The sequence below is a fragment of the Microbacterium sp. PRC9 genome (genome assembly GCF_031844125.1).
Lineage (GTDB): Bacteria > Actinomycetota > Actinomycetes > Actinomycetales > Microbacteriaceae > Microbacterium.
In genome coordinates, this window is sequence record NZ_JAUZUR010000006.1 from 237,619 (window position 1) to 260,367 (window position 22,749).

General features: G+C 71.0%; 27 protein-coding genes. 9 read left to right on the forward strand and 18 right to left on the reverse strand.

What is annotated here, in order from left to right:
* Positions 1-190: 190 nt before the first annotated feature.
* The 3 genes from Q9R33_RS14970 to Q9R33_RS14980 all read right to left on the reverse strand — a co-directional run bounded on the left by Q9R33_RS14970 (position 191) and on the right by Q9R33_RS14980 (position 2,305).
* Entirely contained in the window at positions 191-970 is a 780-nt protein-coding gene (locus tag Q9R33_RS14970) for a PH domain-containing protein (protein WP_310249681.1), read from the reverse strand.
* A 2-nt stretch (positions 971-972) separates the two neighbouring features.
* Complete coding sequence (locus tag Q9R33_RS14975; protein ID WP_157005503.1) at positions 973-1,140, reverse strand: hypothetical protein; 168 nt, start codon at positions 1,138-1,140, stop codon at positions 973-975.
* A 115-nt stretch (positions 1,141-1,255) separates the two neighbouring features.
* A complete protein-coding gene (locus Q9R33_RS14980; RefSeq protein ID WP_311294252.1) occupies positions 1,256-2,305 on the reverse strand; it encodes a zinc-dependent alcohol dehydrogenase family protein in 1,050 nt (349 codons plus the stop codon).
* Between the two features lie 54 nt (positions 2,306-2,359).
* Between Q9R33_RS14980 and Q9R33_RS14985 the strand changes: the two genes are divergently transcribed.
* A complete protein-coding gene (locus Q9R33_RS14985) occupies positions 2,360-2,653 on the forward strand; it encodes a DUF503 domain-containing protein (protein WP_056367137.1) in 294 nt (97 codons plus the stop codon).
* Position 2,654: 1 nt separating this feature from the next.
* Here the strand turns inward: Q9R33_RS14985 and Q9R33_RS14990 are convergent, their stop codons facing one another.
* From Q9R33_RS14990 to Q9R33_RS15020, 7 genes are read right to left on the reverse strand one after another with little or no spacing between them, the layout of a single operon-like run.
* A complete protein-coding gene (locus tag Q9R33_RS14990; protein WP_311294253.1) occupies positions 2,655-3,299 on the reverse strand; it encodes an SDR family oxidoreductase in 645 nt (214 codons plus the stop codon).
* Positions 3,300-3,352: 53 nt separating this feature from the next.
* Complete coding sequence (locus Q9R33_RS14995; RefSeq protein WP_056367135.1) at positions 3,353-3,565, reverse strand: SCO4848 family membrane protein; 213 nt, start codon at positions 3,563-3,565, stop codon at positions 3,353-3,355.
* Positions 3,566-3,575: 10 nt separating this feature from the next.
* A complete protein-coding gene (locus Q9R33_RS15000; RefSeq protein ID WP_311294254.1) occupies positions 3,576-4,670 on the reverse strand; it encodes an NAD(P)-binding domain-containing protein in 1,095 nt (364 codons plus the stop codon).
* Between the two features lie 59 nt (positions 4,671-4,729).
* A complete protein-coding gene (locus tag Q9R33_RS15005; protein ID WP_311294255.1) occupies positions 4,730-5,506 on the reverse strand; it encodes an isocitrate lyase/phosphoenolpyruvate mutase family protein in 777 nt (258 codons plus the stop codon).
* A gap of 39 nt (positions 5,507-5,545) precedes the next feature.
* Positions 5,546-5,986 carry a YchJ family metal-binding protein gene (locus tag Q9R33_RS15010; protein ID WP_310249666.1) on the reverse strand — a complete coding sequence of 147 codons (441 nt, stop codon included), beginning with the start codon at positions 5,984-5,986 and terminating at the stop codon, positions 5,546-5,548.
* A 1-nt stretch (position 5,987) separates the two neighbouring features.
* Positions 5,988-6,353: a TraR/DksA C4-type zinc finger protein gene (locus Q9R33_RS15015; RefSeq protein WP_082496883.1), complete on the reverse strand. Its 366-nt coding sequence runs from the start codon at positions 6,351-6,353 to the stop codon at positions 5,988-5,990.
* Between the two features lie 48 nt (positions 6,354-6,401).
* Positions 6,402-6,767 (reverse strand): hypothetical protein, encoded by a 366-nt coding sequence (locus tag Q9R33_RS15020; RefSeq protein ID WP_311294256.1) that lies wholly within the window; start codon positions 6,765-6,767, stop codon positions 6,402-6,404.
* 320 nt (positions 6,768-7,087) lie between these two features.
* Here Q9R33_RS15020 and Q9R33_RS15025 point away from each other — a divergent pair, with 320 nt between their 5' ends.
* A complete protein-coding gene (locus tag Q9R33_RS15025) occupies positions 7,088-7,624 on the forward strand; it encodes a hypothetical protein (RefSeq protein WP_311294257.1) in 537 nt (178 codons plus the stop codon).
* 272 nt (positions 7,625-7,896) lie between these two features.
* On the forward strand, positions 7,897-8,376 hold the full coding sequence (locus Q9R33_RS15030) for a hypothetical protein (protein ID WP_311294258.1): 480 nt from the start codon (positions 7,897-7,899) through the stop codon (positions 8,374-8,376).
* On the opposite strand, the gene Q9R33_RS15035 is transcribed toward Q9R33_RS15030, so the two are convergent.
* Genes Q9R33_RS15035 through Q9R33_RS15050 form a run of 4 tightly spaced genes read right to left on the reverse strand, consistent with a single transcriptional unit; the run spans position 8,295 to position 12,686 of the window.
* Positions 8,295-9,647 carry a DUF6716 putative glycosyltransferase gene (locus Q9R33_RS15035; protein ID WP_311294259.1) on the reverse strand — a complete coding sequence of 451 codons (1,353 nt, stop codon included), beginning with the start codon at positions 9,645-9,647 and terminating at the stop codon, positions 8,295-8,297. The genes Q9R33_RS15030 and Q9R33_RS15035 overlap by 82 nt on opposite strands.
* Complete coding sequence (locus Q9R33_RS15040) at positions 9,644-10,516, reverse strand: N-acetylneuraminate synthase family protein (protein ID WP_056367129.1); 873 nt, start codon at positions 10,514-10,516, stop codon at positions 9,644-9,646. The genes Q9R33_RS15035 and Q9R33_RS15040 overlap by 4 nt, the downstream gene beginning before the upstream one ends.
* Positions 10,513-11,778 (reverse strand): acylneuraminate cytidylyltransferase, encoded by a 1,266-nt coding sequence (locus tag Q9R33_RS15045; RefSeq protein ID WP_311294260.1) that lies wholly within the window; start codon positions 11,776-11,778, stop codon positions 10,513-10,515. Before Q9R33_RS15045 ends, Q9R33_RS15040 begins: the two co-directional genes overlap by 4 nt.
* Positions 11,775-12,686, reverse strand: coding sequence for a hypothetical protein (locus Q9R33_RS15050; RefSeq protein WP_056367127.1), 912 nt, complete (start codon positions 12,684-12,686; stop codon positions 11,775-11,777). Before Q9R33_RS15050 ends, Q9R33_RS15045 begins: the two co-directional genes overlap by 4 nt.
* Before the next feature lie 263 nt (positions 12,687-12,949).
* Here Q9R33_RS15050 and Q9R33_RS15055 point away from each other — a divergent pair, with 263 nt between their 5' ends.
* Positions 12,950-13,873: a 5'-3' exonuclease gene (locus Q9R33_RS15055; RefSeq protein WP_311294261.1), complete on the forward strand. Its 924-nt coding sequence runs from the start codon at positions 12,950-12,952 to the stop codon at positions 13,871-13,873.
* Positions 13,874-14,020: 147 nt separating this feature from the next.
* Here Q9R33_RS15055 and Q9R33_RS15060 read toward each other — a convergent pair whose 3' ends face one another.
* The 3 genes from Q9R33_RS15060 to trpD all read right to left on the reverse strand — a co-directional run bounded on the left by Q9R33_RS15060 (position 14,021) and on the right by trpD (position 16,693).
* A complete protein-coding gene (locus tag Q9R33_RS15060; protein WP_311294262.1) occupies positions 14,021-15,022 on the reverse strand; it encodes a PHP domain-containing protein in 1,002 nt (333 codons plus the stop codon).
* A 17-nt stretch (positions 15,023-15,039) separates the two neighbouring features.
* The gene (locus tag Q9R33_RS15065; protein WP_056367124.1) at positions 15,040-15,531 is read right to left on the reverse strand and encodes a hypothetical protein; all 492 of its coding nucleotides are present in this window, start codon (positions 15,529-15,531) and stop codon (positions 15,040-15,042) included.
* 100 nt (positions 15,532-15,631) lie between these two features.
* Positions 15,632-16,693, reverse strand: a complete 1,062-nt coding sequence (trpD, locus tag Q9R33_RS15070) for an anthranilate phosphoribosyltransferase (RefSeq protein WP_311294263.1) — start codon at positions 16,691-16,693, stop codon at positions 15,632-15,634.
* 187 nt (positions 16,694-16,880) lie between these two features.
* On the opposite strand from trpD, the gene Q9R33_RS15075 reads away from it, so the two are divergent.
* From Q9R33_RS15075 to Q9R33_RS15095, 5 genes are all read left to right on the forward strand, one after another.
* The gene (locus Q9R33_RS15075) at positions 16,881-17,522 is read left to right on the forward strand and encodes a heme-copper oxidase subunit III (protein ID WP_056367122.1); all 642 of its coding nucleotides are present in this window, start codon (positions 16,881-16,883) and stop codon (positions 17,520-17,522) included.
* 20 nt (positions 17,523-17,542) lie between these two features.
* A complete protein-coding gene (locus tag Q9R33_RS15080; RefSeq protein WP_310249645.1) occupies positions 17,543-18,346 on the forward strand; it encodes a cytochrome c in 804 nt (267 codons plus the stop codon).
* Positions 18,347-18,384: 38 nt separating this feature from the next.
* A complete protein-coding gene (locus Q9R33_RS15085; protein ID WP_056367120.1) occupies positions 18,385-19,464 on the forward strand; it encodes a ubiquinol-cytochrome c reductase iron-sulfur subunit in 1,080 nt (359 codons plus the stop codon).
* A 35-nt stretch (positions 19,465-19,499) separates the two neighbouring features.
* On the forward strand, positions 19,500-21,311 hold the full coding sequence (locus Q9R33_RS15090; RefSeq protein ID WP_310249642.1) for a cytochrome bc complex cytochrome b subunit: 1,812 nt from the start codon (positions 19,500-19,502) through the stop codon (positions 21,309-21,311).
* Between the two features lie 172 nt (positions 21,312-21,483).
* On the forward strand, positions 21,484-21,903 hold the full coding sequence (locus Q9R33_RS15095; RefSeq protein ID WP_311294264.1) for a rhodanese-like domain-containing protein: 420 nt from the start codon (positions 21,484-21,486) through the stop codon (positions 21,901-21,903).
* Positions 21,904-21,912: 9 nt separating this feature from the next.
* Here the strand turns inward: Q9R33_RS15095 and Q9R33_RS15100 are convergent, their stop codons facing one another.
* The gene (locus Q9R33_RS15100; RefSeq protein WP_311294265.1) at positions 21,913-22,722 is read right to left on the reverse strand and encodes a protein phosphatase 2C domain-containing protein; all 810 of its coding nucleotides are present in this window, start codon (positions 22,720-22,722) and stop codon (positions 21,913-21,915) included.
* Positions 22,723-22,749 lie beyond the last annotated feature (27 nt).

Genomic DNA, 22,749 nt, shown 5'->3' on the forward strand with positions numbered 1-22,749 from the left:
AGGCGAAGCGGATTTTCTTGCGATGCCACTCAGACCCTTGCGGATCCGGGCACCGGCGCAAACCGGCACTCAGGCGTGGCGAAACAGCCACACGAGTGACGCTCCAGGGTATCAGAACGACCGGGTCGCGCGCGATGTTCCCGATCGTCCTGAAATGCCCGGCCACGCGGGCTGCAGCATCCCGATCGGATCAGCGGGGAAGCTCGATCGGGGCGGTGTTCGTGCGGTCGGGGTCGAAGGGCGTCGGCGACGCAGTGCCCTCCCCGCGCAGCTGAGCCAGCCGCTCGTCCTCGCGGCGCTGCGCGTCGGCGAGCCAGTCCCACCCCGACGTCGTCGAGCCGCGCCGCACCTCGGGGACCGGAGCAGTCGGGTTGCGGTCGTCGGAGACCGGCACGACGGTGAGGGATGCCGCGGGCTCCGGCTGCGGCGGGGCGGGCGCCGCGAACGGCGCTCCGGCGAACTGGTCGCCTCTCCCGGCGGCGCCGCGAAGGCCCGCCTGCTGGATCACCCGCTGGATCGTGAGCCCGCGCTGGTCGGGGTCTCCGACGTATTTGATCTCGCGAAGGCCCTGTTCCTGCGCGGCCGACTCGAAGACGAAGTGGCCGTAGCCGAAGATGCGGCCGATGAGGGGCTTGTAGACGGAGATGTCGAGGATGCGCGCAAGCGGCATGGTCGCGATGCGCTGCGACAGGATGCCGTGCACGCGGAAGACCCGCATGTTGGTGATGACGAAGCGGTCGGTGTGCTGCTCGAAGACCCGCCAGATCGCGTGCACGGTCACCGCACCGCCCAGCAGCGCCGGCACCCACCAGGCCTGCGCCGGCACGAAGAACGTGAGCAGGAGCACGATGATGCCGCCGAACAGCTCAAGCACCGCCGAGACCGTGGCGGCCCAGTGCTTGCGAACCTCGTCGACGACGTGCTCTCCCTGATCCGAGATCAGGTGCTTCTCGATCCGCGGATCGAACATGCTCAGCCCTGTGCGAGAGCCGTCAGGAAGTCGACCACGGCGACACCGGCACCCCAGACGGCACCGACCGCGCCCTGCACCGCGTTCGCCGCGTCCTGCGGGCGCGTGATGAGGTAGAACGCCGCGAACGCGATGACGAGCACCACGACGATGCGCTTGATCAGCTTCACGGTCCGGGTTCCCTTCGACTTCCTGCTGTTCTACCGCACGAACACCCTCGCACACGCAGGCGCGCGGGCGCGTCGCGAATCGCGGCTCGGTGTTCCGGCATGCCGCGCGACACGCTCAGGGCCGCAGCAGCACCTTCGTCGCGCGGCGCTCGTCCATCGCAGCATAGGCCTCGGCGGCGTCCTCGAGCGGCAGCTCGAGGTCGAACACGCGGCCCGGCTCGATCGCGCCCGACCGGACGTCGGGGAGCAGCTCTTCGATGTAGCCGCGTACCGGCGCGACGCCGCCGTTGACGCCCACGTTGCGGCTGAACATCTGCCGCACCGGCAGCTCGGGTCCACCGTTGGGCACGCCCACGTAGCCGACCATCCCGCCGGGGCGCGTCGAGCGCAGCGCCTGGTCCATCGACTCCTTGGTGCCGACGCATTCGAGCACGCGGTCGGCGCCGATGCCGCCGGTGAGCGCGCGCACCGCCTCGATGCCGGCGTCACCCCGCTCCTCGACGACGTGCGTCGCGCCGAACTCGCGCGCCAGCGCCTGACGCTGCGGGTGGCGCGACATCGCGATGATCGTGGTCGCGCCGAGGCGCTTGGCCGCGATGATCGCGCAGAGGCCGACCGCGCCGTCGCCCACGACGGCGACGGAATCGCCCGGACCGACACCGGCGGAGACCGCGGCGTGATGGCCGGTGCCCATGACGTCGCTGAGGGTCAACAGGCCAGGGATCTCGTCATCCGCCACCGGCCCGGGGACGACGGCGAGGGTGCCGTCGGCGAGCGGGACGCGCACGCGCTCGCCCTGGCCGCCGTCGGCGAATCCGCCGAAGCGGTCGTCACTGCCCCACCAGCCGCCGGTGCGGCACGACGTGCTCACGCCGTGGCGGCAGTTCGCACAGGTGCCGTCGCACACGTAGAAGGGGGCGATCACGAAGTCGCCGGGGCGCACGACCACGACCTCGGCGCCCACCTCCTCGACGATGCCGACGAACTCGTGGCCGATGCGGTGCGGCTCGTTCGTGGGCGTCACGCCGCGGTACGGCCAGAGGTCGGAGCCGCACACGCACGCGGCCACGACGCGCACGATCGCGTCGGCGCCCGTGGAAAGCACGGGGTCGGGGACGTTCTCGACACGGATGTCGCGGGCGGCGTGGATGACGGTGGCGCGCATGACACGAGCCTAAGGCGGCGGGCGGCTGCCGGAGGTCGCTGGCACGATGGAGCCATGTGGATCGGGTGGATCGAGTTCGACCTGCTGCTGGGTGACGTCCGCTCCCTCAAAGAGAAGCGCAGCGTGCTGCGGCCCCTCATCGCCGAGTTGAGCCGGCGCACCGAGGCGGCCGCCGCCGAGGTCGGCGAGCACGACCTGCATCGCCGTGCCAGGATCGGCGTCTCCATCGTGGCGTCGGGGTCGTCGCACGTGCGCGACGTGCTCGACCACGCCGAGCGCCTCGTCGCCGATCATCCCGAGGTGACTCTGCTGTCGGCGCGCCGCGGCCTGCACTCCAGCGAGGACTGATTCAGCCCGCGATCGCGTGGCCGATGACCTCGTCGCCTCCGCCGAAGCGGATGGTGCGGCCGATGGTGGTGTCGTCCGCGATGGTCGCGGCGATCACCGCGGCCACGTCGGCGCGCGCGACAGCGCCGCCGTCCTCCGGATCGAGCGCGATGCGCCCGGTGGGCGGGTCCAGCGTGAGCGTGCCCGGCGCGAGGATCGTCCAGTCGAGCGCGCTCCCGGCGAGATGCGCGTCAGCCGCCCACTTGGCGTCGGCGTACGGGAAGAACGACGCGTCGGGCTCGATGCCGTGGTCGGCGCGCGACCCGATCCACGACACCATCACGTAGCGCAGCACGCCGGCGGCGAGTGCGGCCTCCATCGAGCGGATGGCGGCATCGCGATCGACCGCGTACGTGCGCGACGGATCGCCGCCTCCAGCGCCCGCCGACCAGACGACGACGTCGTTGCCCGCGATGACGTTCTCGAGCTGCCCGAGGTCGAGCGTCTCGATGTCGGCGACGAGGGGCTGCGCGCCGGTGGCCGCGACCTCCGCCTCGTGCTCGGCGTTGCGGATGACGGCCGTCACGGTGTGCCCGTGTGCCGCGAGCAGCGGCTCGAGCAGCAGCGCGACCTTGCCGTGGCCGCCGAAGATCAGGATGCGGGCCATGCGTCCCCCTTCGTCGTGCCCCCCACGCTACGCCGGGGCAGGTCCGCCGCGCATCACGCGACGAGCGCGGCGATGCCCGCGATGACGGATGCTGCCGCCAGCGCCAGCGCGATGGCGATGAGCACCGTGTGCACGACCAGGAAGCGGGTCGCCTTGCCCTGCGCATCGTGGGCGCGGGGGTCCTTCGCGACCCGGCGGTAGAACGTCGGCCAGACCAGGACGTTGAAGGCGGCGTTCAGGAACAGCAGTACGGCGAGCAGCGTCACACGTTCGAGCCTAGGCCGCGAGCGCGACGGGGTCGGCGACGATCGCGCGGACGGCATCGCGGCCCGCGCGGTTCGCGCCCACCGTCGACTGCGACGGGCCGTAGCCGATGAGAAAAAGGCGCGGCTCGTCGATCGAGCGGCCGTTGTCGACACGGAACCCGCCCTCGGGCGTGCGCAGGCGCAGCGCGGCGAGATGGTCGAGCGCGGGCCGGAAGCCCGTCGCCCACAGGATGACGTCGGCGCGCTCGAACGTGCCGTCGGGCATGCGGACGCCGTCCTCCTCGATCGAGGCGAACATCGGATGCCGCACCAGCACGCCGCGCGCCTCGGCGGCGCGCGCCCACGGCGTCCAGTGCATGCCCGTCACCGAGATGACGCTGCCCGGCGGAAGGCCGCGGCGGACGCGATCCTCGACGCCGGCGATGGCGGCCACCCTGGCCGGGATGTCGAAGTCCTCCTCGGCCCACTCCGGTTCGCGGCGCGTCACCCAGAAGGTGTCGGCGACGTGGGAGATCTCGTCCAGCAGCTGCACCGCCGAGACGCCCGCGCCGACGATGACGACGCGCTTGCCGCGGAACTGCTCGGCCGAGACGTAATCGCCCACATGCAGCTGGCGTCCGCGGAAGCGCTCCTGGCCCGGGTACCGCGGCCAGAACGGACGCGCCCACGTACCCGTCGCGTTGATCACGAAGCGCGCGGCCCACGCGCCGCGGTCGGTCTCGACCACCAGCCGGCCGCGGGGGTCGTCGTCGGCGCGGCGCACCGCCTTCACCTGCACGGGCCGGAGCACGTCGAGAGCGAAGCGCTCCTCGTACTCGGCGAAGTACGCGGGAAGGATGTCGCTGCTCGCCGCCGCCGGATCCGCCGGTGGCACCGCGAACCCGGGCAGCTCGTGGATCCCGTTCACCGTCGCCATGCGCAGGGACGGCCAGCGGTGCTGCCACGCTCCCCCGGGTTCCGGATTCGCGTCGACCACGAGGAACGTCCGATCCGCGGCGTCCGCACGCTCGAGCGGGACGAATCCGCGGCGCTGCAGGTGATACGCGGCCGAAAGACCGGCCTGCCCGGCACCGATCACGACGACGTCGACGGGTGCGGACTCCATGCCCGGCACAACGACGATCGGCCCGCGAGGATTCCCGCGGGCCGATCGGACGAGGCGCGTCAGTTCAGCGCACGCGTGGAGGCGGGGATGACGCCGTCCGCGTAGAGATCGGCGGCGACGTCCTGCAGCGCCGTCAGGGCGACGCGCTGCGTCGTGGGGCCGTACGAGATGCGGGCGACGCCCAGCGCCTCGTACTCCCCCGCCGACAGTGCGCCGGGCAGGCCGATCACGCTGATCTTGCGCTCGCCGATCCCCTCGACCAGCTGCCGGGTGATGTCGGCGTCGAGGATGCCGGGCACGAACACCAGGTCGGCACCGGCGGCGAGGTAGGCGCGGCCGCGCTCGATCGCGTCGGCGATCGACTCCTCGAGCGGGCGCTTGCCCGCGCGCACGAACGCGTCGGTGCGGGCGTTCAGGACGAAGGGCACGCCCTCCGCCGCACCGGCCGCGACGATCGCCTCGACGTTGGCGACGGCTTCGGCGAGCGGCACGAGGCGGTCCTCGACGTTGGCGCCGACGACGCCCTTGCCGATGACGCGGCGCACGGTCTCGCCGGGATCGCCGTATCCGGCGTCGAGATCGGTGCTCACCGGCAGGTCGCCCACGGCCTCGACGATGCGGCCGACCATGTCGAGCGTCGTCTCGAGGGGGATCTGGCCGTCGGGGTAGCCGAAGGTCGCGGCGATCGAGTGGCCGGCCGTCGCGATGGCGCGGGTCTCGGGGAGGGCGGCGATGGTGCGGGCCGACACGGCGTCCCACACGTTCACCACGCGCAGGATCTCGGGGGCGGCGTGCAGTCGGGCGAGGGTCTGTGCTTTCTCTGCCTGAGTGGTCATGGTTGCCACGCTATCGGCGCTGGGCACCCTCGGGACCGGTCAGGTCGGATCGATCCGGCCGTCGAGGTACCACCAGCGCTCGCCCTGCCGCACGAACCGGCTCCGCTCGTGCAGCACGCCGCGGTCGCGGCCGTGGCGCCAGGCGGCGCGGAACTCGACGACACCGCGCCGGTCGCCTTCGCCCCCATCCGCTGCGTCGACGATCTCGAGCCCCGTCCAGCGCTGTTCCGGGTCGAGCGTCAGCTCCGCGGGACGCGTGCCCGGGTGCCAGGTGTCGTGCAGATACACCGCGTCGCCGACCACGAACGCCGTGTACCGCGAGCGCATCAGGCGCTCGGCGGTCGGCGCCGGTGTTCCGCGCAGCGCGGGGGCGCAGCATCCATCGAAGCGATCGCCGCTGCCGCACGGGCAGGGGTCCGCGTCAGCGACGCTCGGGAAGCCGTCGGGGGCGGCTCGGGATGCCGCGGCGCCGAACGACACGTCAGACGCCGGCCTTCTCGGCGCACGACACGCAGCGGGTCGCGAAGGGACGCACGCGAAGACGCGCGATCGGGATGCCGCGACCGCAGTCGACGCAGATGCCGTAGGTGCCGGCCTCCCAGCGCTTGACGGCCTCGTCGATCTCGGCGATCTCGCGGCGTGCGGCCTCTTCGAGGGCGACGGCGCGCGACCACTCCCCCGACAGCGTCACGCCCTCGGGATCGTGCTCGTCGTCGGCGACGTCGGAGCCCCGATCGGCGCGCAGCTCCTCGAGGGTCTCGTCGATCGCCGCGATGCGCACCATGGCCGCGTCGTGCAGCTCATCCAGGAGCCCACGAAGCTCGGTCCGGCTCGCGGCGGAGGTCATCGCATGAGACTACGCCCGGATGCCGCATCCGGCCGCAGCCGTGCCGGATCAGCCCGCGACCTCCACGGTGAAGGTGACGTCCTGGATGCCGCCGTCCTCGTTCGACAGCACCACCTTCGTCGATCCCTCCGCGAGCCCCTCGACCCCCGGGTTGTATGTCGCGCCACCGTCCTCGCGACCCGCCGTGAACTCGGCGACGGACGGATCGGCGACGACGCCGCTGTAGCTGTCGACGGCGAGGTCGCCGGTGTCGATGTTCAGCACCTGTCCGACCTCGAGCTCGACGGTCTCGCCCTGGAGGTCTCCCACGTCGCGGGTGACCGGCGCGATCACGGGCTCCGACGAGGCGCAGCCGCTCAACGCGGCGAGCGAGGCGACGAGCACGAGCGATACGACCGGTCCGACGATGCGCATGGCGTCATGATGACAGCCCAGCGGCTGCACGGCCAGCGCCCGGCATTCGCCTGGGCAGGCGATAGGGATCTCCCAGGTCGGGCTGACAGCCTGGAGGCATCGCGGTGAGGGGGATTCCCGGTCCCCTCCGCGACCCCTGCAGGCGATGAGTCGCCCGGGACCGCCCCTCGTGCCCGACGCCCGGAGGGCACGAGGGGCGGTCTCACCGACCCGCCCGGAGCCGGCGATCCGCGACACCCCCCGGACGCGATCGCCGGCTTCTTCGCATGCACTGTGGATAACTCGGCCGGAGCGCCGACGCCGGCGGCTACCGTGGGGGCGTGAGGACTCGGGTGACGGCGGCGGTGCTCAGCGGGATGCTCGTCCTCGGGCTCGCGGGGTGCACCCAGCCTGAGCCTGCGGAGCCCACCCCGACGACGGCGTTCTCGAGCGACGAAGAGGCGTTCGCGGCGGCTGAGGAGACGTACCGGGCTTACGTGGACGCGCTGAACCAGGTGGACCTGAGCGACCCGGAGACGTTCGAGGCCGTGTACGGCTGGACGACTGGGGAAGCTAATGCCTCAGACCGGAAGACCCTCTCGGGCTTTCATGCAGACGGAGTCACTCTCAGAGGCTCCTCAGTGATCACGTTGCTAGAGCCTATCGATGCCGCAAGCGGGTCTGAGGAGGTGACGCTCGCCGCCTGCGTCGACGTCGCAACGGTTGACCTACTCGACGCGGAGGGTCGCTCGATCGTCGACTCAGGCCGTCCCGACGTGCAGAGGACGACCATAACGCTCAGTGCGGACTCGAGTGCTCCGGTTGGCTTCCTCATTTCAGACATCGCCGCCCGCGAGGACGGCCCGCGATGCAACTGAGCGTCGCTGCGCTCGCCGCATTACTGGCGGTGGTCCCCTCGCTCTCCGACCCGCCGCCACCGTCCGGCGGCGCCGGAGGCTGGCAATCCGCATATGTCACCGAGGACAAGTCCGCCGTGGATGTGTCGGCCGGATCCAGCAGCCCAGGGTCATCGATCAGAGATCGCCCCCAGCCTGTCGGCTCGCGACCGAACACTCCAACTCCGACGTCTTCCCCGGACTGCGGCCCGCTCAACCGGTGCGAGAACTACGTCGTCGCCGGCCCGCCGGATGTGACCCTCGCTGATCTCGCCTCCTTCCGGCCCGCGCAGCCGACGCTCGGCGGAGAGCCGGCAGGCTTCGGCGTGGTCGGCATGCCGACGAACCTGCTGGCTTCGGCGTCCGAGCAGCGCATCCCGGGCACGGTGCTGGGCTGGGACGTGACCGTGCGCTTCGTCCCGGTCGCCTATGTGTTCGACAACGGCGACGGCACGACCACGCGCGCGAGCACGGGCGGCGCGTCGTGGACGGCGCTCGGGCAGGGGCAGTTCACGCCGACCGCGACCAGCCACGCGTACCGGGCCCGCGGAACGTATCCGGTGACGGTGACGGTCGAGTACGAGGCATCCGTCGATTTCGGAAGCGGCACGTGGCGGACGGTTCCCGGTGTGGTCCGGGCCGAGGCCACCGGCTACGGCGTGCGCGTCGTCGAGGTGCGCACCGCGCTCGTGGACCGCACCTGCGTCGAGGATCCGACCGGCCCCGGCTGCTGAACCGCCCCGACGACCGAGCGGCGTACGCGCTTCGCCAGCCGCACCACCCCGCGCAGCGGCACGCCGACGGCGTAGGCCACGGCACCCGAGGCGGACGTGTCGCTGCGGCCGAGGGCGACCTTGCGCTCCCACGCGTCGCGCAGCGCCCCGCCCCGGCGCACCACCGACGCACGCACCGGAAGCCGCCGCGCCGCCCGCTGCGCGAGCAGCGCGTCGACGTGGGCGGTCCAGTCGTCGGCCTCGGGGGCGTGGAAGTAGTTCTCGTCGAGCCACTCGGGATCCGGATGCCGGAACCGCCGTGCCACGACGTCCTCCTCGCCCGCGAGCAGGTCGGCGTCGGCGAGCGTCTCGTTGATGAGGCGCGGTGAGACGCCGAACGTGTCGAGTGCGATGACCGGGATGCCGCGCGCGATCGCCTCGATCGCCGCCGTGGAGCTCACGGTGACAAGCCCCTCGGCTGTCGCGAGAGCTGATCCCATCGACCCCGTCGAGGTGACGAGGTTCGCCGGCAGCGGCCCGAGCGAGGCGAGCAGCTCGGGGTAGCCGTCGAGTTCGGCGTGCGTCTGGTGCTCACCCGACGCGGCTCGGAGCTTCACCACGACGCGCCGTGACGGATCCGCCTCTGCCGCCCGTACGAGCATGCGCGCGACGCGCAGCCGGTCCTCCCGCTCGGCGGGGACCTTCGCCTGGGTGGCGAACACGAGGTCGGTGCCCTCGGCAGCCGGGCGGGCGCCGCCGCCGGCGGTCACGGCACCGCGCGCGAACGGCAGCGTCGCGAGCGCGTAGCGGTGCGCGTACCCGGTGCGGGCCGACAGCGCGCCGAACTCCCGCACCTCTCGGCGCGAGTGCACGACGAACAGGTCGGACTGCAGCCGGTACACGACGGCCTTGCGCGTCGCGGGGATCGAGATGCCCGGAAGCCCCGTGACCACGACCGGCCGCGGCTCGAGGGCCGCGAGATCGCGCGCCAGCACGCGCACGAGCGGGCCGCGCGCGCCGAGCACGACGGCATCCGCCCGCAGCTCGGCGAGCCGGGCAGCCAGGCGGGCGTACGCGATCCGCTCGACACGGTCCTCCCCCAGCCCGCTCCCGCTGAGGGCGGAGGCGAGCTGAGCGTCGCTGACGACGAGCGGCGTCTCGAGCACCAGGAGCGAGGCATCCCATCGCTCGTCGACTCCGCCGAGGAGGGCCGCCGCCCACTTCACGTAGGAGTCGGTGTCGGCGATCGCGACGACGCGCGGCCGCCCGCCGTCTGACGTGCCTGGACTCACGCGGGGACGCGACGCAGCTTCGCCATGGGCGCGAGCTCGCCGGGGTACACGCGCTTCACACCGTCGCCGAGCGCCGCCTCGATGACGCGGATGTCGCGCACCAGATGCTGCAGGCCTGCGGGCTCGAGCGAGGCGGCGTGGTCGGAGCCCCACATGGTGCGGTCGAGCGTGATGTGCCGCTCCACCGCGACGGCGCCGAGCGCGACGGCCGCGAGCGAGATCTGCAGGCCGCGCTCGTGGCCGGAGTAGCCGACCGGCACGCCGGGGAACCGCTCGCGCAGCGCGGGGATCATGCGGAGGTTGGCCTCCTCCGGGTCCATCGGGTACGTCGAGGTGGCATGCAGGAGCACGAGGCGGTCGGTGCCGAGGATGTCGATCGCCGCGTCGATCTGCTCGATCGTCGACATGCCGGTCGACAGGATGATCGGCTTGCCGGTGTCGCGCAGCGCCTCGAGCAGCTCGACATCGGTGAGCGACGCGGACGCGACCTTGTGCGCGACGACGCCCAGGTCTTCGAGGAAGGCGACGCTCGGCACGTCCCACGGCGACGCGAACCACTCGAGGCCGCGCAGCAGCGCGTGGTCCGAGATCTCGATGTACTGGTCGCGGTCGAACTCGACGCGGCGGCGGTAGTCGAGGTACGTCATGCGACCCCAGGGCGTGTCGCGCGGCATGTCGCGCATGTGCTCGGGCGTGGCGATCTCGGGCGTGCGCTTCTGGAACTTGACCGCGTCCGCGCCGGCGTCGGCCGCCACGTCGATGAGACGCTTCGCGAGGTCGACGTCGCCGTTGTGGTTCAGTCCGATCTCGGCGATGACGTACGCGGGGCGTCCGCCCCCGACGACGCGGGATCCGATGGTGACGGTCATGAGGAGGCCTCCTGAGGTGCTGTGGGGTGATCGGATGCTGAGGCTCGCGCCGAGGCGACGGCCGGCCGGAGCGCGTCGGCGACGGCCGTCGCCGACCTGCCGGTGAGCACGCGCTCGGCGAGGTCGCGCACGGCGCCGGTGCCGCCGGGGCGGTCGAGCACGACGCGCGCGGTGGAGAGGACGAGGGGGTGTGCGTCGGGGACCGCGATGGGCCAGCCGACGAGTTCGAGGCACCCCAGATCGTTGATGTCGTTGCCGAGGTAGGCGATCCGCGACAGCGGGATGCCCTGCTGGTCGGCCCACTCGCGCAAGACCGCCGCCTTGTCGGCCGCGGCCTGTCGCACATCCACACCGAGCTTGCGGGCGCGTGCGGCCACGACCGGGTTCGATTCGGTCGAGAGGATGAGGAACGGGATGCCGGCGGCTCGCAGCATCCCGACCCCCATGCCGTCGGACCGGCTCACGGTGACGGATTCGACGCCGTTCTGGTCGATGTGCACGGTGTCGTCGGTGTGTACGCCGTCGAAGTCGGTCACGACGGCGTCGACGGGGATCGCACCCGCGCGGGCGCCGAACGCGTCGCGGTCGACCAGAGGCGCGAGCGTGCGGGCGAGTTCCAGCTCGTCGAGGGTGTCGATCTCGATGGCGGTCCGCGGCGCGACCTCGGCGATGCCGACGCTGCCGAAGAAGCGGTGGTTCGCCGCGCGGAAGCCCGCTGCCCGCATGACGTAGAAGCCGCCGGTCTCGAGGTAGTGCGGTTCGCGGTCCTGGCGACGCGGGCGCACGTCGATCTCGTGGCCTATCGGCTCGGCCGCGCTGCCGACGCCCTTCTCCCAGAGGAAGCCGTACGTCTCGACGGCCGAGAAGACGCTGTCGCGGCGGCGCGAGCGCACGAGCTGCACGGCCGAGGTGAGAGCGTCGACGTCGATGAACGGCGAGGTCGCCTGCAGGAACGCGAGGACTCCGACGTCGACCTTGCGGGCCTCCAGGGTCTCGAGAGCATGGACGAGCGCGCTCTCGCTGCTCGCGAGGTCGCCGGACAGGTCGGCCGGCCGCTCGACGACCTCCGCACCCCACTCGGCCGCGACGGCCGCGATGTCGGCGTCGTCGGTCGTCACGACGACCCGGTCGATCGCCGGGCAGCGCCGGGCCGCGTCGACCGCGCGTGCGACCAGCGGCACGCCGCCCACACGCTGCAGGTTCTTGCGGGGGACGCCCTTCGAGCCCCCGCGCGCGGGGATGATGGCGACGGCCTCGCTCATGCCGCCGCCGTCCGGGCCGAGCGCCGGGCGCGTCCGGTATGCACCGTCGCTCCTGTGCCCGCGAGAACCAGCGGGAGCGTCGTCGTGGTGCTCGATGGCAGCGTGTGCACGTCGAGCGCGCCACGGGCGCCGGCGAGCACGAGCTCGACGGGCAGTCCGCTCTGGTGGACCCGCAGCCCCGTCACGGTCGAGACGGCGTCCAGCTGCTCGGGCGTCTCGCGACGGTGAGGGAGGTACACCGCGCCTCCGGCCGCGGCATCCCGCACCCACCGCACATAGTCGAGCAGCAGCATCCGTCCGTCCACCGGCAGCGCGCTTCCGAGCACGACCCGACGGCCGAGTTCGGGCGCCGCCGGCGCGCTCCGGCGCGTCCACGAGAAGTCGTGGCGGCGGATGCCGAACCCGTGGTCCGCGAGTGCGTCGACGCGCTCTGCGCCGAGGTCGAACGCGGTGAACATCCCCGCGCGGCGCGCGCCGGCGCGGCGGTGGACGAGCTCGGCCGCGAACGGGGCGGCGACCGTGGTGAGTCCGCGCTCCGCGATGTTCGGGCGGGCGTACGGACGGCGACCGAGCAGCGTGTCGGCGTAGGCGATCGCGTGGGCGCCGTCATCGAGGAAGGTGATGCGGTGCGGGCGCAGTACGGAGGCGGCGAGCCGGAACTGGCCCGAGAAGCCGTCGCCGACGAGCCAGTGGTCATGGCGGGCGAGCAGGCTCCACGGGATGCCGAGGTAGGGCTCGAGCTCGCCGAAGCGCGCGCCGCGCGAGAGCAGCTCGTCGGCGGTGGCCGAGATCTGCGGCGTCAGGCGTCCGGCGACGGGAACCGTCGTGCGGTGGGCAGCCGCCCACTCCGCGGCGCCGACGAGCTGCAGCGGCGATTCGACCCACGCCAGCACTTCCTCGCGACCCATGCGGCGCCTCCTCCCGGCCGGCCCTCACGATCGGGCTCAGCGCTGTCTCCCCACGGTGGGCGCCGGATGTGAACGCGATGGGTCCTGCCGTGCGACGGCGACCGGTCCGGCAGGTGAACGGAGGGTGGCCGGGGGCGGCGCGCGGCACAGAATCGGAGATCGTTCGCGACACGCCGTCTGCCGGACCGAGCACGCGGCGTGTCGCCCGTTCGGTCCGATTCCGTGCACCCACGGGCGTCGGCGGTGCATGCCAGGATGAACGCGTGACCGACCGTCTCATGCTGCTCGACTCCGCGTCCCTGTACTTCCGCGCGTTCTACGGGGTGCCCGACACCGTGCGCGCTCCGGACGGCACCCCCGTCAACGCCGTCCGAGGGTTCCTCGACATCATCACGCGGCTCGTCACGACGTACCGCCCCACTCACCTCGTCGCGTGCTGGGACGACGACTGGCGACCGCAGTGGCGCGTCGACCTCATCCCGACCTACAAGACGCATCGCGTCGCCGAGGTCGTCGCGGGCGGACCCGACCTCGAGGAGGTGCCCGATCCCCTCGAGGTGCAGGTTCCCGTCATCCGCGAGGCGCTCGACACCCTCGGGATCCGCATCGTCGGCGCCAGCGCCCACGAAGCCGACGACGTCATCGGCACCCTCGCCTCCACCGCGACCATGCCGGTCGACATCGTCACCGGCGACCGCGACCTCTTCCAGCTCGTCGACGACGAGCGCGATGTCCGCGTCGTCTACACCGCGCGGGGCATGAGCAACCTCGAGGTGCTCACCGATGCGTCCGTGGTCGCCAAGTACGGCGTCCTCCCTTCGCAGTACGCCGACTTCGCCACGCTCCGCGGCGACTCGTCCGACGGTCTCCCCGGCGTCGCCGGCATCGGCGAGAAGACCGCGGCCGGCCTTCTCGCGACCCACGGCGATCTCGCCGGAATCGTCGCCGCGGCCGAGCTCGGTGAGGGCATGTCCGCGGGCGTGCGCTCCAAGGTGCTCGCAGGCCTCCCCTATCTCGCCGTCGCGCCGCAGGTCGTGGCCGTCGTGCGCGACCTCCCGCTGGACGTGCCCGACCCGCGCCTGCGACCGCTCACCGAGCAGGGGAAGACAGTTGCGGCGTCCCTCGCCGAGCAGTGGGCGCTGGGCGCGTCGATGAACCGCATCGTCGACGCCCTCGACACCGTCTGATCCGGTTCCGCCAGGGCGAGGCCACGCTCGCGGAGCGCTTCGCGAAGGGCGACATCGACGACACCGAGTACCGCGCGCGCCTCGAGGTGCCTCGGGCCAACGCGGCCCTGTGATCCCCGGCTGCGGCGCCGGCCCGCCACGGCGGGGTCAGGCGCCGCGGTCGCGCCCGGTCCACTCGCGCAGCTTGTCCAGCGACCACGTCGTGACGATGCGCTCGGGTGGAACGCCCATGCGCTCGGCACGCTCGGCGCCGTAGTCCAGCAGCGAGAGCTGGCCGGGCGCATGGGCGTCCGAATCGATCGAGAAGAGGCATCCGATCTCCAGCGCCAGCGCCATGAGGTCGTCGGGAGGGTCCTGACGCTCCGGACGGGAGTTGATCTCGACCGCGACGCCGTGGGCCTCGCAGGCCTCGAACACGGCCCGCGCGTCGAAGGTCGAGGGCGGCCGCGTTCCGCGGGATCCTTCGACGAGGCGGCCGGTGATGTGCCCGAGGACGTCGATGTGTGGACTCGACACCGCCGCGACCAGACGCCGTGTCATCGGACCACGCTCCATGCGCAGCTTGGAGTGGGCGGACGCGACCACGACGTCGAGCTCGGCGAGGATGTCGGGTTCCTGATCGAGGGCGCCGTCCTCGAGGATGTCGACCTCGATGCCCGACAGCAGGGTGAACCCGTCTCCGCTCATGCCCGCGACGACCTCGAGCTGGGAGCGCAGGCGCTCGGGCGACAGCCCGTTCGCGACGCGCAGCCGCGGCGAATGATCCGTGAGGGCGAGGTACTCGTGGCCGAGTGCTCTCGCCGCGTCGACCATGAGATCGATGGAGGTGAGGCCGTCGGACCAGTCGCTGTGCGAGTGCAGGTCGCCCCGCAGCAGCGGCCGCAGGGAGGACGTGCGCTGCACCCCCGCGCGTTCGCGCAGGTCCACGAGGTATCCCGGCACGTCGCCCGCCAGCGCCTGCTGGATCACGGCGAACGTGGAGTCGCCGATCCCCTTGCGGCGGCGCAGGGCGGCGGTGTCCCGCAGTTCCGCGTCGCTCAGGCCCTCGATCGCGTCGGCCGCCGCACGGAACGCCTTCGACTTGTACCGGGACGAGCGCTCACGCTCGAGGAGCGTGGCGATCTCGGTGAGCGCGTCGTGGGGGTTCACGTGCGACGGGCGACGGATCAGGCGACGTTGGAGCGCCGGATCACCACCGGCACGCTCGCCAGCCGGTGGATGGCCCAGCCGAACAGGATCGCGAGCACGCCCATGCCTGCGGCGAACAGCGCGACGCCGTAGGCGACGACCGAGGTGAACAGCGAGGCGCGCAGGAACGACGCCTGCATCACGGTGGCCCGCACCGGGTCGTCCTGGTCGAGCTCCGCATACGTCTTGCCACCGGACGCCTCGAGGGCGTGGGTGTTGATGATGTCGGCCTGCACGTAGGCCGTGAAGGGGCCGGTGACCTGCTGGCCCTGGAAGGCTGCAGCGTCGTCGGGGATGGTGATGTTCTCCGCCGTGAGCTGATTCGTCACGCCGATCCACGCGATGATGCCGACCAGGATCAGCAGCACACCGCCGATGATCCCGAGGATGCCGACGGCCTTCACGAGGCCGACCTTCTTCTCGGGGGGCTCGATCACGTCGGTGGTGCTGCGGGGTTCTTCCTCGCTCATGCGTCCTCCTCGGATGCGGGTCGTTGAGCCACACGCTAGCGGCGCCGCGCATCGGGACGGAAGAGCGCGCGCCGGGGAAAACCCCGACGCGGAGCCAGGCCTAGGAGGCGAGTGCGCGCGTCGCCTCGACCCAGCGGTCCAACGTGGCCGTCGCCGCGCCGCTGTCGATCGCGGCGGCGGCGTCGTCACGGGCCTCGGCGAGGCGCTCGAGGATCGGCCGCTGCACCTGTGCCGCGTCGCGGAACAGACGGTAGGCGACCATGCCCGCGGCCGCGTTCAGCAGCACGATGTCGCGCACCGCGCCCTCCTCGCCGCCGAGCACCCGCCGCACCACGCCGGCGTTGTGAGCAGGGTCGCCGCCCAGCAGGTCGTCGATGTCGGCGAGCGGGATGCCGAGGTCGCGCGGGTCCAGGTCGTGCTCGTGGATGTCGCCGCGACTGACCTCCCACAGCCGGCTGTGACCGGTCGTCGTGAGCTCGTCCAGGCCGTCGTCGCCGCGGAACACCAGCGCCGTCGCGCCTCGCGTCCGGAACACGCCCGTGATGAGCGGCACCCGGTCGAGGTGGGCAACGCCGACCGCGTTCGCCTCGGCGCGCGCCGGGTTGCACAGCGGCCCGAGGAAGTTGAAGACCGTGGGGACGCCGAGCTCGCTGCGCGTCGCCGCCGCGTTCTTGAACCCGGGATGGAAGGCGCCCGCGAAAGCGAACGTGATGCCGGTGCGGGAGAGCGTCTCGGCCACGGCGTCCGGCGACAGCGCGAGGTCGACGCCGAGCGCGCCCAGCACGTCGGAGGATCCCGACGAGGAACTGGCCGCCTTGTTGCCGTGCTTGACGACGGGGATCCCGGATGCTGCGGCCACCAGCGCCGACATCGTCGACACGTTGACGGTGCCGAAGCGGTCGCCGCCGGTGCCCACGATGTCGAGGACGGCGGCGTCGACCGGCAGCGGGAGCGCGGCCTCGAGGATCGCGTCGCGGAAGCCGACGATCTCGTCCACCGTCTCGCCCTTGGCGCGCAGCGCGACGAGGAAACCCGCCAGCTGAGAGGGTGTGGCGGTGCCCGACATGATCTGCCGCATCGCCCACGTCGACTCCGAGACGGTGAGGTCGCGCCGCTCGAGCAGCGTGGTGAGGATTCCCGGCCAGGTGTACAGCTCCGCCATAACCGAGAAGCCTAGCCGGGCTCGGGAATCGGAACCGTTTCGTGACACGGCGTCCCGGGCGCGGCGATTCTGCGTCTTCACCACGGGTTCACGGCGAAGTCGCAGGGTCCTTTTAGGCTCCCCTAAGTTCCGGAGGAGGTGAAGACATGCCCTCCGATGCGAAAATCGACGCCTCGAATCGGCCATAATGGGGAGCGTGACGACCTCCACAGCGACCTACTCCCAGGCCATGCGGTCCGTCAAGCGGCCGGATCCGGTCGCTGTCGGAACCATCGTGTGGCTCGGCAGCGAGGTGATGTTCTTCGCGGGCCTCTTCGCGATCTACTTCACCCTGCGCAACACCTCGCCCGAACTGTGGGCGCAGGAGACGCAGCTGCTGAACATCCCGTACGCGACCGTCAACACGATCATCCTCGTGCTGTCCTCGGTCACGTGCCAGATGGGCGTGTTCGCCGCAGAGCGCTTCCAGCCCTACTCGACGAAGAAGCGCGGCTGGCTCGGCTGGGGCATGGTCGAGTGGTTCTGGCTGACCTTCGCGCTCGGCGCGATCTTCGTCTCGGGCCAGGTGTGGGAGTACGCCCAGCTCGTCGCCGAGGGCATGCCGATCAGCGCGAACTCCTACGCGTCGGCCTTCTACCTCACCACCGGCTTCCACGCCCTGCACGTGACGGGCGGCCTCATCGCCTTCCTCCTCGTCATCGGGCGCGCGTACGCCGTCAAGAACTTCGGGCGCAAAGAGATGACGTCCTCGATCGTCGTGTCCTACTACTGGCACTTCGTCGACGTCGTCTGGATCGCCCTCTTCCTCGTCATCTACTTCCTCAAGTGAGAGCGGAGCTGAAACCCGACATGGCACGACAGACCACGCGCCGCTCGAAAGGCCGCCGCAGCCCCTGGGCCGCAGCCGCACTGATCGGCATCGGCCTGCTCATCACGGGCGGCGTCTACGCCGGGGCATCCGCCGCGATGGCGGCCACGACGCCCGAGACCGTCACGAACTCCGCGCTCACCGTCGAAGACGGCAAGAAGCTGTTCCAGGCCAACTGCGCCACGTGCCACGGCCTGGACGTGCAGGGCACCGAGGACGGCCCGTCGCTCTACGGCGTCGGCGAGCTCGCCGTGCACTTCCAGATGAGCACCGGCCGCATGCCGCTGCAGATGCAGGGCCCGCAGGCTCCGCAGAAGCCGGCGCAGTTCACCGAGGAGCAGATCACCGCGATCGGCGCCTACATCCAGTCGATCGCGCCCGGTCCGACCTACCCCGAGGACGAGGTCCTCGACGGCGACGGCAGCGCATCCGAGGGTGGCGAGCTCTTCCGCATCAACTGCGCCATGTGCCACAACGTCGCCGGCGCCGGTGGTGCGCTCACCGAGGGCAAGTACGCCCCCAACCTGCACACCACCACTCCGCTGAACATGTACGCGGCGATGGTCACGGGTCCGCAGAACATGCCGGTGTTCAACGACATGACGCTGACCACCGAAGAGAAGCGCGACATCATCACCTACCTGCTTTACCTGCAGGACAACGAGTCTGCGGGCGGATTCTCGCTCGGCTCGCTCGGCCCCGTCTCGGAGGGCCTCTTCATCTGGATCTTCGGCATCGGCTCGCTGATCGCCATCACCGTGTGGATCACGGCGAAGTCCAACTGATCGACGAACGACACACGTAAGACTTGACGAGGAGCAGCATGGCCCACGAGGACGACCCGCTAGAGCACGAGAGGGCTTCCTGGAAGCCCTCCCCCGGGCTCGCTGTGGCGGTCACCGACCCGGTGCACAACCCTGGCCTCCCCCCGCACCGCGAGCGGATGACCGACAAGGACCCCGCTTCGATGAAGCGCGCGGTCCGTGCCATCTACACGCTCTTCTACCTGTCGATCGCCGGCAGCATCTGGGCGATCGCCGCCTACATGCTCTTCCCGATCGAGAGCGGGCGGATCGTCGACATCCGCAACAACAACCTCTTCATCGGACTCGGCATCGCCTTCGCGCTGCTGGCCATCGGCGTGGGCGCGATCCACTGGTCGAAGGCCGTCATGTCCGACAGGGAGTTCGTGGAGCCCCGTCACGCGACGCGCGGCCGCGACACGACGCGTGAGGCCGCCATCAAGGCCTTCGCCGACGCGGACGCCGAGTCCGGCTTCGGCCGTCGTGCGATGGTGCGCAACTCGCTGATCGCCGCACTCGTGGCATCGGTCGTGCCCGGCGTCGTGCTGTTCCGCGGCCTCGCGCCGTTCAACTCGCCGGAGAAGCCGCATGCCGGCGACCCCGTGTACCTCCTCGAGCACACCATGTGGAAGGAGGGCATGCGCCTGGCGCACGACCCCTCGGGCGAGCCCATCAAGGCGGCCGACCTCACCCTCGGCTCCGCGGTGCACGTCATCCCCGAGGCCCTCGCCGAGGTCTCGCACAGCGAGGGCTACCTCGACGAGAAGGCCAAGGCACTCGTGCTCCTGGTGCGTCTGCTCCCCGAGCAGCTCACCGAGTCCGAGGACCGCAAGGAGTGGTCGTACAACGGCATCGTCGCGTACTCGAAGGTGTGCACCCACGTCGGCTGCCCGGTCGCGCTCTACGAGCAGCAGACGCACCACCTGCTGTGCCCGTGCCACCAGTCGCAGTTCGATGTGACCGACCACGCGAAGGTCATCTTCGGCCCGGCGGCGCGTCCGCTGCCGCAGCTGCCCATCACCGTCGACGACGAGGGCTACCTCGTAGCCCGCAGCGACTTCCTCGAACCCGTCGGCCCGAGCTTCTGGGAGCGTCATTGAGCACCTCAACCGTCACTGAGCAGCCTGCGGCTCCTGTGGCTCCCGTCTCACGCAACGGCGACCGTCCGCTGGGCGGCCGCTTCATCGGCGCCACCGCGAACTACATCGACGAGCGCACGAGCCTCTCCGGCTTCGTCAAGGAGCTCGGCCGCAAGATCTTCCCCGACCACTGGTCGTTCATGCTGGGCGAGATCGCCCTGTGGGCGTTCGTCGTCGTGCTCCTCTCGGGCACGTTCCTGACGTTCTTCTTCCAGGCGTCGATGGTCGAGACGCACTACAACGGCGCCTACCTGCCGATGCGCGGCATCGAGATGTCGGCCGCCATGGCGTCGACCCTCGAGATCTCGTTCGATCTGCGCGGCGGTCTGCTCGTCCGGCAGATGCACCACTGGGCCGCCCTGGTGTTCGTCGCCGGTATCGGCGTGCACATGCTGCGCGTGTTCTTCACGGGCGCGTTCCGCAAGCCGCGCGAGCTCAACTGGGTGATCGGCTTCATCCTGTTCATCCTCGCGATGGGCGAGGGCTTCACCGGCTACTCGCTCCCCGACGACGTGCTGTCGGGCAACGGCCTGCGCATCATCGACGGCATGGTCAAGGGCATCCCGATCATCGGAACGTGGACCTCGTTCCTGCTGTTCGGCGGACAGTTCCCGGGCGACGCGATCGTCGGCCGCCTCTACACGCTGCACATCCTGCTGCTGCCCGCGATCCTCGTCGGCCTGCTGGTGCTCCACCTGATGCTCATGGTGATCAACAAGCACACGCAGTTCGCCGGCGCCGGCCGCACGAACAGCGTCGTGGTCGGCTACCCGATGATGCCGGTCTACATGTCGAAGATGGGCGGCTTCCTGTTCATCACGTTCGGCGTGATCGTGCTCATCGCCTCGCTGTTCACGATCAACCCGATCTGGAACTACGGCCCCTACGACCCGTCCCCCGTCTCCGCCGGCACCCAGCCCGACTGGTACATCGGCTTCGCGGACGGCGCCCTGCGCCTGGTTCCGCCGGGCTGGGAGATCGTGTTCCTCGACCGCACGTGGTCGTTCAACATCATCGTGCCGCTCGTCGTGCTCGGCCTGTTCATCGTGCTCGTCCTGATCTACCCCTTCATCGAGGCGTGGGTCACCGGCGACAAGCGCGAGCACCACATCGCCCAGCGTCCGCGCAACTCGGCGACGCGCACCGCGATCGGCGCGGCAGGCGTCACGTTCTACGCGGTGCTGTGGGCCGCGGCAGCCTCCGACATCATCGCCACGCACTTCTGGCTGACGATGGAGGGCGTGATCCACACGCTGCAGGCGCTGCTGATCCTGGGCCCGGTGATCGCGTACTTCGTCACCAAGCGCATCTGCATCGCGCTGCAGAAGAAGGACCGCGAGATCGCGCTGCACGGCTACGAGTCGGGTCGCATCGTCCGCCTCCCCGGTGGCGAGTACATCGAGGTGCACCAGCCCGTCGACGACTACGAGCGCTTCAAGCTGGCCGACTTCGACACGTACGAGCCGCTGGTCGTACGTCCGAACGCCAAGGGTCAGATCCCGTGGCACGAGAACCTCCGCGCCTCCATCTCGCGCTGGTTCTTCGAGGACCGCCTCACCCCCGTCACGCAGGCCGAGCTCGACGCGGCGCTGGCTCACCAGCACCACGACCTCGACCACATCGCGGCCGAGGAAGACCTCGAGATCCAGGCGGCTCACGAGCGCGCCGGCGTTCCGGACGCTCCGCACAAGCCGCTCGACGACGGCAAGCACGGCGAGGTGCCCGTGCGCCCCTCGAACGTCATCGTTCCTGAGCCCGAGCCGGGCACGAAGCCTCCGCGCAACCGCGAGAAGGAGTCCGACCAGTAGGGTCGCCGCACTTCGCAGACGGATGCCCCGGCACGATCTCCACGATCGTGCCGGGGCATCCGTCGTTCTGTGCAGCGATACGTGTCCCGCCCGTCACGGATCGGCAGGAATCAGACGACGTCTGACCGCGCTTTCGACGGTCCCGCCACGGATGCTGACCTAGCGTGGATGCATGACCGACGCCCTTTCGCACTTCTCCGCCAAACTCGCCCTTGAGACCGACTCCTCCGACGTGTACGCCGCGCAGAAGGCCGGCGAGCAGTTCGTCCTCGTCGACGTCCGCGGCGATGAGGCGTGGGCGCAGGGACGCATCCGTGGTGCGGTCCACATGCCGTATCGCGAGATCGCCGATCGCGCACCGCGCGAGATCGACAGCTCGACCCCCGTCGTCGTCTACTGCTGGAGTCCCGGCTGCAACGCGGGCGCGAAGGGTGCCATCGAGTTCGCCAAGCTCGGCTATCCCGTCAAGGAGATGATCGGCGGCTACGAGTACTGGGTGCGCGAAGGACAGCCGACCGAGAACGACGAGGGAGCACTCCCCCGCGTGTTCGACGCGCAGGTGATGGTCGTGCGCGCGCCCGTCGCGGGCTGACCGCCCGACTCAGGCCGACTCCAGCCCTTCCATGAACCGTTCGGCTGCCGCACCGTAGAACGCCGTCTGCGCGGACTTGACGCCGATCTCGCCGGCGTCAAGGACGACGTCGCACACCACCACGGTGACGTTGTCAGAGGAACCGGCTTCCAGAGCCACCGCCACACCCGCCTCGACCGCCGTTCCCGCGTGCGGGAACTCCAGAAGAAGATCGCGGATCTCGTCATCGGGCACGTAGTCGGTGAGGCCGTCGCTGCACAGCAGCCACCTGTCACCGGTCTGCGCATCGTGCGCGGTCACCGTCGCGGCATCGCGTTCGGCGCCGCTCAGCGAGGCGGTGATGATGTTGCGACGAGGGTGGGACGCAGCATCCGTGATCGATACGATCCCGCGGTCGACCAGCGCCTGCACGAGCGAATCGTCCCTGCTCGCCTGTGCGAGCTCGCCGCCTCGCAGGCGATACGCCCGCGAGTCTCCGGTGTGGGCCAGCAGAAGCCCGCCGTCGCGGGCCGCGAAGAGTCCGGTGAACGTCGTCGCCATGCCGCTCAGAGACGGATCGCGCTCGACATGCGCGCGGAGGTCCCAGTTGGCCGAACGGACGGCGTCGGCGAGCTGGACGGGCTCGAGGCCGTCCAGCCGGCCCGCGGCCAGTCGGTGGATGAACGCCGCCGAGGCGAGGTCGCCCGCGGGTCCTCCCCCGACGCCGTCCGCCACCGCTGCGCCCCAGGAGGCCGTGAATGCGGCGTCCTGATTGGTCTTGCGGTGCGGGCCGATGTCGGAGCAGGCCGCCGCACGCAGAAACGCACGGGGCCCCGTCACAGACGGGTCCCCGTGCGCATCACGCGA

Bases quoted from the DNA above. Each gene is read 5' to 3' on its own strand.
- Q9R33_RS14970 (WP_310249681.1), bottom strand. From the start codon at position 970: ATGTTCGATCCGCGGATCGAGAAGCACCTGATCTCGGATCAGGGAGAG.
- Q9R33_RS14980 (WP_311294252.1), bottom strand. From the start codon at position 2,305: ATGCGCGCCACCGTCATCCACGCCGCCCGCGACATCCGTGTCGAGAAC.
- Q9R33_RS14985 (WP_056367137.1), top strand. From the start codon at position 2,360: ATGTGGATCGGGTGGATCGAGTTCGACCTGCTGCTGGGTGACGTCCGC.
- Q9R33_RS14990 (WP_311294253.1), bottom strand. From the start codon at position 3,299: ATGGCCCGCATCCTGATCTTCGGCGGCCACGGCAAGGTCGCGCTGCTG.
- Q9R33_RS15000 (WP_311294254.1), bottom strand. From the start codon at position 4,670: ATGGAGTCCGCACCCGTCGACGTCGTCGTGATCGGTGCCGGGCAGGCC.
- Q9R33_RS15005 (WP_311294255.1), bottom strand. From the start codon at position 5,506: ATGACCACTCAGGCAGAGAAAGCACAGACCCTCGCCCGACTGCACGCC.
- Q9R33_RS15015 (WP_082496883.1), bottom strand. From the start codon at position 6,353: ATGACCTCCGCCGCGAGCCGGACCGAGCTTCGTGGGCTCCTGGATGAG.
- Q9R33_RS15020 (WP_311294256.1), bottom strand. From the start codon at position 6,767: ATGCGCATCGTCGGACCGGTCGTATCGCTCGTGCTCGTCGCCTCGCTC.
- Q9R33_RS15040 (WP_056367129.1), bottom strand. From the start codon at position 10,516: ATGACCGTCACCATCGGATCCCGCGTCGTCGGGGGCGGACGCCCCGCG.
- Q9R33_RS15045 (WP_311294260.1), bottom strand. From the start codon at position 11,778: ATGAGCGAGGCCGTCGCCATCATCCCCGCGCGCGGGGGCTCGAAGGGC.
- Q9R33_RS15050 (WP_056367127.1), bottom strand. From the start codon at position 12,686: ATGGGTCGCGAGGAAGTGCTGGCGTGGGTCGAATCGCCGCTGCAGCTC.
- Q9R33_RS15065 (WP_056367124.1), bottom strand. From the start codon at position 15,531: ATGAGCGAGGAAGAACCCCGCAGCACCACCGACGTGATCGAGCCCCCC.
- trpD (WP_311294263.1), bottom strand. From the start codon at position 16,693: ATGGCGGAGCTGTACACCTGGCCGGGAATCCTCACCACGCTGCTCGAG.
- Q9R33_RS15075 (WP_056367122.1), top strand. From the start codon at position 16,881: ATGGGGAGCGTGACGACCTCCACAGCGACCTACTCCCAGGCCATGCGG.
- Q9R33_RS15080 (WP_310249645.1), top strand. From the start codon at position 17,543: ATGGCACGACAGACCACGCGCCGCTCGAAAGGCCGCCGCAGCCCCTGG.
- Q9R33_RS15085 (WP_056367120.1), top strand. From the start codon at position 18,385: ATGGCCCACGAGGACGACCCGCTAGAGCACGAGAGGGCTTCCTGGAAG.
- Q9R33_RS15095 (WP_311294264.1), top strand. From the start codon at position 21,484: ATGACCGACGCCCTTTCGCACTTCTCCGCCAAACTCGCCCTTGAGACC.